Annotated in this window: 12 protein-coding genes and 1 pseudogene; 3 read left to right on the forward strand and 10 right to left on the reverse strand. The window is 66.5% G+C overall.

The annotated features are described in order from the left end of the window. Positions 1–1,647: 1,647 nt before the first annotated feature. The 7 genes from QTI33_RS34800 to minC form a co-directional block, all read right to left on the reverse strand. The gene (locus tag QTI33_RS34800; protein ID WP_286511273.1) at positions 1,648–2,013 is read right to left on the reverse strand and encodes an immunity protein Imm33 domain-containing protein; all 366 of its coding nucleotides are present in this window, start codon (positions 2,011–2,013) and stop codon (positions 1,648–1,650) included. Between the two features lie 92 nt (positions 2,014–2,105). Continuing rightward, positions 2,106–2,426, reverse strand: a complete 321-nt coding sequence (locus tag QTI33_RS34805) for a hypothetical protein (RefSeq protein ID WP_286511275.1) — start codon at positions 2,424–2,426, stop codon at positions 2,106–2,108. Positions 2,427–2,505: 79 nt separating this feature from the next. Next, on the reverse strand, positions 2,506–2,853 hold the full coding sequence (locus tag QTI33_RS34810) for a KTSC domain-containing protein (protein WP_286511277.1): 348 nt from the start codon (positions 2,851–2,853) through the stop codon (positions 2,506–2,508). Between the two features lie 317 nt (positions 2,854–3,170). Beyond that, positions 3,171–3,404 carry a hypothetical protein gene (locus QTI33_RS34815; protein ID WP_286511280.1) on the reverse strand — a complete coding sequence of 78 codons (234 nt, stop codon included), beginning with the start codon at positions 3,402–3,404 and terminating at the stop codon, positions 3,171–3,173. A gap of 90 nt (positions 3,405–3,494) precedes the next feature. Continuing rightward, positions 3,495–3,767 (reverse strand): cell division topological specificity factor MinE, encoded by a 273-nt coding sequence (gene minE, locus QTI33_RS34820; protein ID WP_286511282.1) that lies wholly within the window; start codon positions 3,765–3,767, stop codon positions 3,495–3,497. Between the two features lie 2 nt (positions 3,768–3,769). Then, positions 3,770–4,582, reverse strand: coding sequence for a septum site-determining protein MinD (gene minD / locus QTI33_RS34825; RefSeq protein ID WP_286511283.1), 813 nt, complete (start codon positions 4,580–4,582; stop codon positions 3,770–3,772). A gap of 59 nt (positions 4,583–4,641) precedes the next feature. Then, positions 4,642–5,409, reverse strand: a complete 768-nt coding sequence (minC, locus tag QTI33_RS34830) for a septum site-determining protein MinC (RefSeq protein ID WP_286511285.1) — start codon at positions 5,407–5,409, stop codon at positions 4,642–4,644. 280 nt (positions 5,410–5,689) lie between these two features. Here minC and QTI33_RS34835 point away from each other — a divergent pair, with 280 nt between their 5' ends. After that, on the forward strand, positions 5,690–7,789 hold the full coding sequence (locus QTI33_RS34835; RefSeq protein WP_286511289.1) for a carboxypeptidase regulatory-like domain-containing protein: 2,100 nt from the start codon (positions 5,690–5,692) through the stop codon (positions 7,787–7,789). A gap of 73 nt (positions 7,790–7,862) precedes the next feature. Here the strand turns inward: QTI33_RS34835 and QTI33_RS34840 are convergent, their stop codons facing one another. Further along, the gene (locus QTI33_RS34840) at positions 7,863–9,227 is read right to left on the reverse strand and encodes a solute carrier family 23 protein (RefSeq protein ID WP_286511291.1); all 1,365 of its coding nucleotides are present in this window, start codon (positions 9,225–9,227) and stop codon (positions 7,863–7,865) included. A 52-nt stretch (positions 9,228–9,279) separates the two neighbouring features. Then, on the reverse strand, positions 9,280–9,708 hold the full coding sequence (locus QTI33_RS34845) for a hotdog fold thioesterase (RefSeq protein ID WP_286511293.1): 429 nt from the start codon (positions 9,706–9,708) through the stop codon (positions 9,280–9,282). 118 nt (positions 9,709–9,826) lie between these two features. Here QTI33_RS34845 and QTI33_RS34850 point away from each other — a divergent pair, with 118 nt between their 5' ends. Continuing rightward, positions 9,827–11,134, forward strand: a complete 1,308-nt coding sequence (locus tag QTI33_RS34850; RefSeq protein ID WP_286511296.1) for an AsmA-like C-terminal region-containing protein — start codon at positions 9,827–9,829, stop codon at positions 11,132–11,134. Positions 11,135–11,217: 83 nt separating this feature from the next. Beyond that, the gene (locus tag QTI33_RS34855; RefSeq protein WP_286511298.1) at positions 11,218–11,610 is read left to right on the forward strand and encodes a hypothetical protein; all 393 of its coding nucleotides are present in this window, start codon (positions 11,218–11,220) and stop codon (positions 11,608–11,610) included. 2 nt (positions 11,611–11,612) lie between these two features. Here QTI33_RS34855 and QTI33_RS34860 read toward each other — a convergent pair. Beyond that, positions 11,613–11,817: pseudogene (locus QTI33_RS34860) on the reverse strand (methyl-accepting chemotaxis protein); the annotation flags it as partial.

Consider the following 11,817-nt stretch of genomic DNA (forward strand, 5'->3'; position numbering starts at 1 on the left):
CTGCGTTTGCGCTATGAGACCACTGGATGAATCCGTGGCGCCTGATGACGACCACACGGCCGCGTGTTCTGCATACCAGCGATCAAAGCCGTTTACACACGGCCTCGGCCGAATTGGGACGTCTAGCTTCTCACCTTGACCCAGACCGCCATGCCCAGCCCAAGAAGTAGCGCCGCGGTCATCCCAACAACGAGGGCCGGCCCTGAAGGTCCGAACAGGTCTGCTCCGAGGGAATACAGCCAAGCGAGTGTGCCGCGGAATGGAGCAACTGGAGGCTCGAGCCAAAGACGCAACCCCAAAAATGCTGCGCAGGCGCCGAGCCCAAGGCAACCATACGCGGCCCCGATGGACGAAATATTCGGGCTACCGTCATCGTTTCGAACTGGCGAGTACTTCATTGGTGCATTTTCGTGGCCGCGGACTATTCAGCGTGGGTCGAAGCATGAAAGACCGGTGTTGGCTGCCACATGGTTAGTGCGCACACGCGCCGGAAGCCCGCATGCGACCGTCGGCGGTTGCAGCCAGGCGGAGCAGATAGGTCTAGTAGCGAACAAGAATCGCAAGACCTGCTACGACTTGACAAACTGCGCCGAGCTTCGCGGCCTTTGATGCGCTAGGGGAAGGCGCCCACGGCAAGGTTCCAAAGCCTCCCAGGACAATGAGCAAGATTCCCGACCATGGAGGCGGGACGCTCAATGCGATGACGGCGAGCAAAAGCAGCTTCGCACAAACGGCCCACGTCGCCCCGCCGACAAGCTTGAGCCAGTCCGGTGGACTGAGCCAGCTTGGGAGAGTGCGCGGGCGATTCAGTGCATGACGAATTCCTGAATTGAAGTGCTTCCGTGGCTGTAGTTCAATGCTCGGAAAAAACGCAACGAGAACTCCAACGATGAATCCGTGAAATACAGCCAGAACCGCCGACTCCCTCATGGCGAACGATATGGCGGCCACGATTGCGCCCGACACCAGGAGCCATTTGGCGAACTTGATTCCACCGAAAACAACCTCAACCGCCGCACCACACGATGGACATGTCTTCTCGCTTTCCTCACGCTGCCTTTGCCACTCAGGGGAGAGAACTTTAACGACACTGGAGCATTGACTGCACTTCATGGCTAGTACGGATGTGCAGCGCCGACGTCCGCGAAGGTCCCGGGATGGCTCATAGTTGTTGAATCCAGCAGGTGGAGGCGAGTGGCTGGTCCTGGCCAAATCGTGCGTGCTTATACAAGGGCGAAAAACACGATGGCGCCGACGAACGAAACGGTAGGAATCCAGACCAAGCCTGCGAGCGCAAACCGCGGCATCTCGCCAGCGATTTGGCGAAGGCGGTCTGCCGCGGGATGGCCGCGCGGGAGGAGCGCCGCGCCAATGAGGAGGCCCACTACGAGCGATATGGCCGACCCGGTCAATGCAGCGATGGCGGCGAAGAGCACAAAATTGAACGAAAGGGGCGCTGAGCTGGGCATTCCGCCATTGTTCTCATATGGCTGTTTGTGTGCACGCGCTTCGGGCCGCGCATTCCGACCTCTGGACGGAACTGTTGTGCATGCGCCGCGAACGTCAGCTATGTGGCAAATTCCGAGGCACGGCCGACCGTCCGCTCATGGCCGAACTGTGCCATAGCTGTGTAAGGAGGCCGCGCTGCTATTCGCCGTCGAGTCGCAAGAGCTTCTCGTCGAACCAGATGTCTTCGTATCCCGGTGCAATCAAGAAGCGCCAGCCGGGTTGCAATCCAAGGTATTTCTTTATTTCGGGCGCCCACCCGTCCAGATGCTCGATGTGAAGCGGCTTGAAGAAGTCGGCCTCAGTCGAGAACTCCTCGCCTGCCCAGATGTACCAACCGCTGGTCCCGGCGCTTGGTGGATGCCTCAGACCATTGATTGGGAGGATGCCATCGCGAACATTTAACGCTATGCCGAGCGTACAGGTAGGCGGCGCCGCAAAAAATTCTGCGGGCAACCGAAGACAGAGTTCGCGCTGCAGCTCTTCGACGGCGCTCCATCGATTCATGGCAGACGCACGCTGGCCGCAACGGGCGCCTTGGCATGGATAGTCGTACAGGTTTTGAGCACGGTGTCCGAGTGACTGGGTGTGGCCCGCATTCAGCCCTTGAGGTCAAACACGAATCGAAAGTGAAGTTCGCCGGAGCCGATGAGATTTCGCACCAAGAGGTCCGTCGCCTTCAGGTACTGAGGACCTTGAGGGCGTCCGGAGTGAGGGCCAAACACGCGAACCAAGGCGTCGTTCCCCAGTTCCCCCACCATGACGGAGTGAGTTGACGTGAACTGCAGGAAACCAGACCTGACCACAGCCTCGGTCAGGTCCTGAAGGGTTGTGTCCGCGCTCAATTCATAGACGAACGCTAGCGGGCCAAGCTGGTCGTCCTGTGAGCAGCAAGCTTCGCGCGTTACGTGGAACTTCATAGAAGGTATCGCTTGTAAATCATGGATTTCTGGCTCGTCCCGGAACGTCCGGCTCAGGCCGAGTTCGGACGCCAGAAATCTACTGCCGATACTTTTTGGGGATGGGGTGTGTCCGGCAATCGAATGGGCCGTCCGCGCCGCTTCCGCGAATGCGGGTTTCGAAGAATTTCCGCTTCGAGCCGGCGCTTTGGAGGCCTTGCACCGTCGCTGCATCGATTTCGCAGTAGTGGTAGTAGGTCGTCCTGAGTTGAATGACCATGTACCGCTCTGTCTGGTCGTAGCAAATGCGCGAAACGTCACTGCCCTCTCTGACGTCTGCGCACGCGAAGGCGTCGAGTGAGACGACGCCGTGATATTTGACTTGGACAGTTTCGGCCGTCGCGACCTGGCACATCAACGCAAGCGCCGAAAGGATGATGAATCTCAACGTGACCTTCAATCTGATTTTCAGTTCGAACTCGCCGCGATATCTGCTGCTGGGCCGCATCCTGCCATGAAGGCGACCGTGACCACCAGGCTTCATCCGAGCCGTGCAACAGCTGCACCAGAAATCTCATCAAAATTGTGGAGATGACCGCTCAGAGCGGGGAGCGATGCGAGCATCGACGTTCACTGCGCCGCCCAATCGGCCAGCACGAACTGTGCGGACGCCAGTACTGACCCGCCTCCTCCCAACTGACGCGCAATTCGCGCGACCAGCCGCCCATTCGAGGGAAGGTTCTCTGTCTTCTGACCGACTCAGGCTCAGAGCCAGCGAGCGGCTGTTTTTTCTGCGTCCATCTCAGCCGGCGCGCGTGACGCCATCAGTGTCGCGGCGAGGCAGCAACCGATGACGGTCGTCAGCAGTCGAAGCACCTGACCGCCGGCCGGAAAGAGATGCCAAGGTAAGTTGAAGGCGACGAAGGTCGCGAGGCCGAGGAGCAGCCCAAGCTGAGACCCGTGACGATAAAGGGTCAGGGTCTGGCCGAGGAAAGACACGGTGGTCTTGGGCTCGCCTCGAAGGCGTCTGAGCATTGACTTCATCTTTTTCCCGTCGAGCAGATCAAAGTCGTAGCCCAGCCACCGTCCTCACCCCCGAGCCGCCACCGCTTCCGGCAGTTCGATCTTCACCTCCAACACCTCCAGGTCGTCATGCTTCTCCAGATGCACCTTGATGTCCTCGGCCTTGATCGATACGTATTTCGAGATCACCGCGATCAGCTCGCGCTGAAGTTCCGGCAGGTAGTCGGGCCGCTTGCCGCCGAGGGCGCCGCGCTCGTGGGCCAGGATGATCTGCAGCCGCTCCTTGGCGACGCTCGCCGTCTTCTTCTTCTCGCCGAGCAGAAAGGAAAACAGGGACATGGCTACCTTCCGAAGATGCGTTTGAAGAAGCCCGGCTTCTCGGCGTCGACGAAGCGCATCGGCTTGTCTTCGCCCAGGAAGCGCGCCACCACGTCGCTGTAGGCCTGGGCGACGTCGGTGTCGGTGTCGTGGATGGCCGGCACGCCCTGGTTGGAGGCCTGCAGCACGCTCTCCGACTCGGGGATCACGCCGATCAGCTTGATCCGCAGGATGTCCTGGATGTCTTCCAGCGACAGCATCTGGCCGCCGGCCACGCGGTTGGGGTTGTAGCGCGTGATCAGCAGGTGTTCCTTGATCGGCTCGCCGCCTTCCTTGGCGCGCTTGGTCTTGGAGCCCAGCATGCCCAGGATGCGGTCCGAGTCGCGCACCGAGGAGACCTCGGGGTTGGTCACGATCAGCGCCTCGTCGGCGAAGTGCATCGCCATCATCGCGCCGGTCTCGATGCCGGCCGGCGAGTCGCAGACGATGTAGTCGAAGCCCTGCTCGGTGAGCTCCTTCAGGATCTTCTCGACGCCGTCCTGCGTCAGCGCTTCCTTGTCGCGGGTCTGCGAGGCGGCCAGCACGAACAGGTTGTCGCACTGCTTGTCCTTGATCAGCGCCTGGCTCAGGTTGGCCTCGCCCTGGATCACGTTGACCAGGTCGTACACCACGCGCCGCTCGCAGCCCATGATCAGGTCCAGGTTGCGCAGGCCGACGTCGAAGTCGATCACGGCCGTCTTCTTGCCCGCCAATGCCAGTCCCGATGCAAAGCTCGCGCTCGTGGTCGTCTTGCCGACGCCGCCCTTGCCCGAGGTCACCACCACAATTTTGGCCATGCCATTCCTTCTTCGTTCGTTCGTTTCAGTTATTGGGTCGCCGGGCGCGCAGGCCCCGATCACAGGATCGGCTCCATGACGATTTTCTTGCCGTCGAGCGAGATCTTGGCCGACTTGCCGGCGATCTCGGCCGGCAGCGCCACCTCCGCCGTGCGGTAGATGCCCGCGATGGCCACCAGCTGGGCCTCCATGCAGGTCGTGAAGATGCGCGCCGAGGTGTCGCCGCGGGCACCGGCGATGGCCTTGCCGCGCAGCGGCGCGTACACATGGACGTTGCCGTCGGCGATGACTTCGGCGCCGTAGCTCACCAGCGCGGTGACGATGACGTCGCCGCCGCGGGCGTAGACCTGCTGGCCCGAGCGCAGCGGCTTGTCGATCACCAGCGTGCCGTTGGCCGGCACCGGCACCTCGCGCACGATCTGGGGCGCCTCGGGGGCCGGCGCCGGGGCTTCGGCGGGGGCAGGGCGCGGCACCGGCGCCGCCGGCATCGCGGTGACCGACAGGCCGGCCGCGCGGGCCGCGGCGTTCTGGGCATCGCTGCCGCCGCGCACCGCCACCGGCTGGGTCTGGTGGCGCGCCAGCAGGCCGCGCAGGGCCGTGAAGTCGAGCGCCTGGCCGTCGTCGGCCGGGTCTTCCTCGGGCAATTGCGAGAGGTCGATGACCACCGGCTCCTGCTCGAAGAAGTCGGGCGAGTCCGCCAACTGGGCGTCGAGCGCTTCCGCCAGCACCTCGAGATCGGATGTCTTGAGGATGACCGCGATGAGCGGCAGCGTGGCGCTCTTGAATTCGAATACCGCCCTGGTGCGCGCGGCGGATGCATCTGCCATGGAAAAGCTTGGTGCGAAAAGCGTTGGAGTCTAACGGGCACAGGGCTCCGCGTGGAAAAAGGGCGCCGCAAACCGCCCCGCGGACAACATTTCTTGCACCAGGTTTCACTTGGCGCGGCACATCGATCGGCCGCCGCGTGACTTCCCTCACGCTCGGCAGCCCGCGCCAGCACCCGCTTAGTGCAATTGCACTATTCGTCGCGCCGCCCCCGGCCGGGAGACTCGTCGGACCGCTGTAACAGTTCGTTAGCGGATCGAATTTCACCCGAGGAGTCTGATTTTGTTGCGCACCCACCCGAAAAGCCGAATTGCCCTGTCCACAGCGCTTTTGCTGTCGCTCGCCGCCTGCGGCGGCGGGGGAGGCGGCAGTAGCGGCTTCCTGCCCGCCGGCACCACCGCGGGCACCAGCACGGGCACCACCGGCGGCGGCGGCAGCGGCACCACGGCCGCCGCCAAGCTCAACGGCATCGCCGCCACCGGCGCCGCCTTTGCCGGCGCCAAGGTCACGGTGGTCGACCAGCGCGGCGTCACGGTGTGCACCACCGAGACCGACGCCAAGGGCGCCTACGAATGCACCCTGCCCGCCGACACCAAGGCGCCGCTGGTGGTCACGGCCGCCCGCGACGACCTGACCCTCTACAGCACGACCGCCAGCGCCACCGGCGGCAACGTCAACGTGACGCCGCTGACGACCATCATCGTTTCGCGGCTGTCGCCGGACGGCAACCCGGCCAGCCTGGCGGGTGCCATCGCGACCCGGCCCGACACCGTGACCGACAGCACGGTGAAGCAGCAGGTGGCCGAGCTGGTCGCCGCGCTGAAGCCGCTGCTGACCCTGCTGGGCGACGCCGTCGACCCGATCAGCGGCGCCTTCACGGCCGACGGCTCGGGCCACGACCGGCTGCTGGACTCGATCGCGGTCAGCGTGCGCCCCGACGGCGCGGGCGCCAACATCGAGATCACGGTCAAGGCCGTGCCCACCACCGAGGACGCCGCCCCGGTCTCGATCAGCTTCCGCAGCGACGCGACCCTGCCGGCGCTGCCGCAGTCGGTCGCCACCGCGACGCTCGCGCCGGCAGGCGCCTCGCTGGCCGTGGCCTCGCTGTTCGACCGCCTCACCCAGTGCTTCGCGCTGCCGCTGAGCAAGCGCGTCACCGCGGCCAACGACACCACCGCCGTGACGGGCGGTCCGGATGAGGTCATCGCCACCGAGTGCCGCACCCTGTTCGTCAACGACAACCCGGCCAGCTACCTCAGCAACGGCAGCAAGGTCGGCCGCAACGGCAGCAACCAGGGCGCCTTCGCCGGCCTGTTCCGCCCCGGCGCCACGGGCCTCAAGTACGACCGCGGCGAGCAGCAGTTCTTCCGTTCCAACGGCGACCAGGTGCTGAGCTACCGCAGCACCGACAGCACCGGCGCGGTGCAGAACCAGACCATCGTCGCGCGCGACGTCGGCGGCACCCTCAAGCTGATCGGCAACCAGTACAACTACTCGGTGAGCGTCTCGCCGACCGTGCAGGACCGGGACTTCGTCAGCGCGCCCGCCTTCAACTACCTCAGCGTGTCGTACGACGTCACGATCCCGAAGCAGAACAACGGCAACAGCAGCCCGATCGACCACGTGGTGGTGAAGGCGCCGAACGGCGTCAGCTACACTTACAAGCCGGGTGCCGGCAACGCCAACCTGCAGCTGGAAAAGGTCGACGGCACAGGCTCGGCCACCACCACGCTGCTGCGGCTGGCCGCGGGCTTCCGCGATGCCGCCCGGTCGGGCAGCCCGCAGGCGATCGAGCCCGGCGCCTACTTCCTGGCGCCGCAGCTGAGCGACGAGCAACTGCGGCAGCTGCCGGAGCAGGGCGCGTTCACGGTCGACTTCACCTTTGCCGACGGCAGCACCGCGTCGCAGACGCATCGCATGATCACGCGGGTGCCGACCATCGCCGAAGCCCGGCTGGTCAAGTTCGCCGACCTGACGCCCCAGCTGCGCGAAGAGATCAAGGGCATCGCACCGGCCCAGGCCCTGGTCTTCGACGCGCCCAGCGCCAGCGAGCCGAGCCTGATCGACTTCAGCGCCGACGGCGACCTCGACGGCTGGACCGTGCCCCAAGGCGCGGTCGCCCCGGTGGCCCTCACGGCCTTCGGTTCTTCGCTGAATGGCGTGGCGTTCGAGGACCGGGTCGACTTCGTCAGCTCGACGCGCAAGGCCAAGATCTACTGCTCGCAGGAGAGCCTGGCCGACGACCATTGCGCGCAGTTGGTCGCCAACGGCCCCTGGCTCTACAACACCGGCACCAAGGTCAACCTGTTCCAGCTCTCCGGCACCAGCGCCCAGCAGGTGCTGTACCTGAAGGGCTTCTCGACCAAGATCCCGGCCCCCTGAAGCAAGTCACTGCGCAGCCCTGCGGGGCTGCGCAGCCTCCAAGGCCCCGCCATTGCGCGGGGTTTTTTTTTGTCTAGTCGCGCGCGCGGCTCAGCAGCGCATACAGCAGGATCGCGCCGAAGGTCGCGGTGCCGATGCCGCCGAGGGCGAACTGGCCGAACTTGAGCGTGAAGTCGCCGGTGCCCAGGATCAGCGTGATGGCGGCCACGATCAGGTTCTTGTTCTGCGAGAAGTCGACCTTGTTGTCGACCCAGATCTTGGCGCCCGCGACCGCGATCAGGCCGAACACCACGATGCTCACGCCGCCCATCACCGGCAGCGGGATCGCCTGCACCAGGGCGCCGAACTTGGGGCTGAAGCCCAGCACCAGGGCGATCAGCGCCGCCACCACGAAGATGGCGGTCGAATAGATCTTGGTCGCGGCCATCACGCCGATGTTCTCGGCGTAGGTCGTGACGCCGGTGCCGCCGACCGCGCCGCTCACCATGGTCGCCACGCCGTCGCCGATGAAGGCCCGGCCCAGCATCGGGTTCAGGTCGCGGCCGGTCATGGCGCCCACGGCCTTCAGGTGGCCCAGGTTCTCGGCCACCAGGATGATCGCCACCGGCGCGATCAACAGCATCGCGTTGACCTCGAACACCGGCTTCGAGAAGGTCGGCAGCCCGAACCAGGGCGCCGCCGCCAGCGCCCCCAGGTCGATCGGCTTGCCCAGCCCCATGCCGTTGGTCAGCACGGCGTAGACCAGGCTGGCGGCGATCAGGCCCATCAGGATCAGCAGCCGCTGCGCCATGCCGCGCGCATAGACCGCGATCAGGCCCACGCTGAGGAAGGTCACGGCCTGCATCCAGGTGTCGAAGCCGGTCGGCGCCATGTTCTTGATCGGCACGCTCGCCAGGTTGAGCCCGATCACGGCGACCACCGCGCCGGTCACGACCGGCGGCATCAGCCGCTCGATCCAGTGCACGGCGACGTCCTGCTCGACCTCCTCCACCTCGAGGCCTTCGAGCCCGCGCACCGGCGCCGCCTTGGTGCGGCGCTCGTTGGTGAAGGCCACCAGCACGCCGATCAGCAGGTAGACCGCGCCGCAGGCGATGATGCCGCCCAGCGCCACGCCCAGGTTGGCATTGGGCCCGGTGCCCGAATAGCCGCTGGCCGCGATCACCACGCCGATGAAGGCGAAGCTGGAGCCCAGGTAGCTCGGCACCCGCCCGCCCGTGATGAAGAAGAACAGCAGGGTGCCGATGCCGCTCATCAGGATCGCGATGTTGGGGTTGAACCCCATCAGGATCGGCGCCAGCACGGTGGCGCCGAACATCGCGATCACGTGCTGCACGCCCATCGCGGCCGTCTGCGGCCAGGGCAGCCGCTCGTCGGGGGCGACGACGGTGCCCGCGGTGGCCGACACCTTGCGCCAGCGCGGCAGGTAGGAATCGCTCATGTCTTCTTCTCCTCGGTTGTTGTTCTTGGTCGGCGCGCGCGCCGGGAGGGCGTCAGCCGGCCTTCGGGGCCAGCACCGCCATGGTGATGCGCGAGACGCAGGTCAGGTCACCGGCGTCGTTGTGCATGTCGATCTGCCAGACCTGCGTGGTTCGGCCGCGGTGCACCGGCCGCGCCGTGCCGGTGACCCAGCCCGAGGTGACGGCGCGGATGTGGTTGGCATTGATGTCCAGCCCGACCGCGCGCTCGCCCTCGGGCGCCGAGTAGTGGGCGCCGCAGGAGCCCAGGGTCTCGGCCAGCACCACCGAGACCCCGCCATGCAGGATGCCGTAGGGCTGCACGGTGCGGTGGTCGACCGGCACGCGGGCGCGGATGGTGTCGTCGCCGATGTCCAGGAATTCGATGCCCAGCAAGGCCACCGCGGTGTTCGCGTGGCTCTGGGTCAGGGATTCGATCGAGATGTCTTTCTTCCAGATGCGCATGAAAAAGCTCCGTGTCGGGATTGTCAAAACTATAGCGACAAGGCCGCGCCGGCCGGCAGGGCGTAAACGCGCCCATGGCTGACAGCGCGCGCGGCCGCGCGGAGGGAAGCTTGGCGGCATGACCCGACCCCTTCGATGGCTCGCCGGACTCGCCGCCGCGGCAGCGCTCCTGCTGGGCGGGGGCGCGCTGCTGCTCAACCGGTGGCTGCCCTCCGACGACGAGCTGGCGGCCGAAGTCGGCGCCCGCTTCCAGAAGGCATCCGGCATCGGTCTGAAGGTCGGGGCGGCCCACTGGTCGCTGCGGCCCTCGCCGGTGGTCGTGCTGTCGGACCTGGCGACCGAGCAGCCGGCACCGATCACCGCGCGCCGGGTCGTCATCCGCCCGCAGCTGGCCGCGCTGTGGGCGCGCCGGATTGCGGTCGAGTCGCTGGAGATCGAGGGCGCCGTGCTGCCGCGGGCCTCGGTGCGCGCTTTCCGCGGGCGCTGGAACCCGGAAGGCGCCGGTGCGCCGGGCCTCCTGGCGGGCGCCGCCTGGACCCTGGCCGAGGTGCCGCTGGCGCGCCTGCAATTGCGCGACGTGGTCTGGATCGACCGCCGCCAGATCGCGCTGGCCTACGACGCCGACGTGCTGTTCGATCCGGCCTGGCGCCCGCGCGAGGCCGAGCTGCGGCGCGCCGGAATCACGCCGCCGGCCCGCCTGCGGCTGGAGCGCGAGGGCGGGCAGGACCGCTGGCGCACCCTGATCGACGTCGGCGGCGGCACCTGGAACGGCAGCACCGTGCTGCAGGTGCTGGACAACGGCCGGCTGCGCCTCGGCGCCGAGCTCGAGCCGCGGGGGGTCGACATCGTCACGCTGCTGCGCAGCTTCGACCGCCACGCGGCGGTCGACGGCAAGCTCGGCGGCCAGACCACGGTCGACGCCGAGGGCGCCGATGCGGGCGACCTGCTGCGGCGGCTGCACACCCGCACCCGCTTCACGGTGGCGCCCGCGGCGCTGAACGGCTTCGACCTCGCCCGGGCGGTGCGCAGCGCCGGCACCAGCCGCGGCGGCCGCACCGCGCTCGACAGCCTCAGCGGCACCCTCGACACCCAGGCCGGCGAGGACGGCACGGTGCTGCGCTACAGCGCCGTCAAGGCGCGCTCGGGCCTGCTGACCGCCAGCGGCAGCGCCACGGTGCACAACCGCCGGCTCGACGGCGAACTGGCGGTCGACCTGGTCGACGGCGTGGTCGGCGTGCCGCTCAAGGTCAGTGGCACGCTCGATGCGCCCGAGCTGTCGCTGACCGGCGGCGCGCTGACCGGGGCCGCCGTGGGCTCGGCCGTACTGCCGGGCGTCGGCACCGCGATCGGTGCCCGCATCGGCCAGCAGATGGAAAGGCTGTTCGGCGGCGACGACAAGAAGAAGGCGCCGGCGAAGCCGCATTGATGGCGCTCGGCGACAGCGGCGAGAATCGCGCGGACGCCGCGTCCGCGTCCCTTGCCAGCACCGCCCTTCTCGAGGTTCCCGCCATGCGCATCAGCAACTCTGTCTTCACGGAAACGATCTTCTGGCTGATGGTGGCGGTCTCGGTGGTGCTGCCTTTCACTCTCTACGCCGTGATGATCTTCAAGCAGGCGATCTCGCGCTGGACGGTGCTGGCGCTGGGTTTCTCGCTGGTCGCGATCGCGGCCGTCAACGTCTACTTCCTGCAGCGGCTGTCCACCCTGGCCGCCGTCACGCCATCGCTGGCGGACGACGTGTTCTTCGTCTCGGAGATCCGGGTGGCGCTCTACCTGCTGCCGGCGCTGTTCGCCGGCCTCGGCATCAACCTGATCTCGCACGTGCTCACCACCCACCTCACGGCGGCCGAACGGCGCTTCAGCGAAGCGCATCCGGAGAAGGACGAAGAGGCCGACGTCTAGGCTCAGCCGTAGCTCTTCTCGAGCTTGAAGGCGCCCACCACCTGTGACAGGTTGCCGGCCTGCTCCTGCAGCGACTGCGCCGCGGCCGAGGCCTGCTCCACCAGCGCCGCGTTCTGCTGCGTCACCTGGTCCATCTGCGTGATCGCCTGGTTGATCTGCTCGATGCCGGTGGTCTGCTCCTGGCTCGCCGCCGTGATCTCGCCCATG

The sequence above is a fragment of the Variovorax davisae genome, assembly GCF_030316845.1.
Lineage (GTDB): Bacteria > Pseudomonadota > Gammaproteobacteria > Burkholderiales > Burkholderiaceae_C > Variovorax > Variovorax davisae.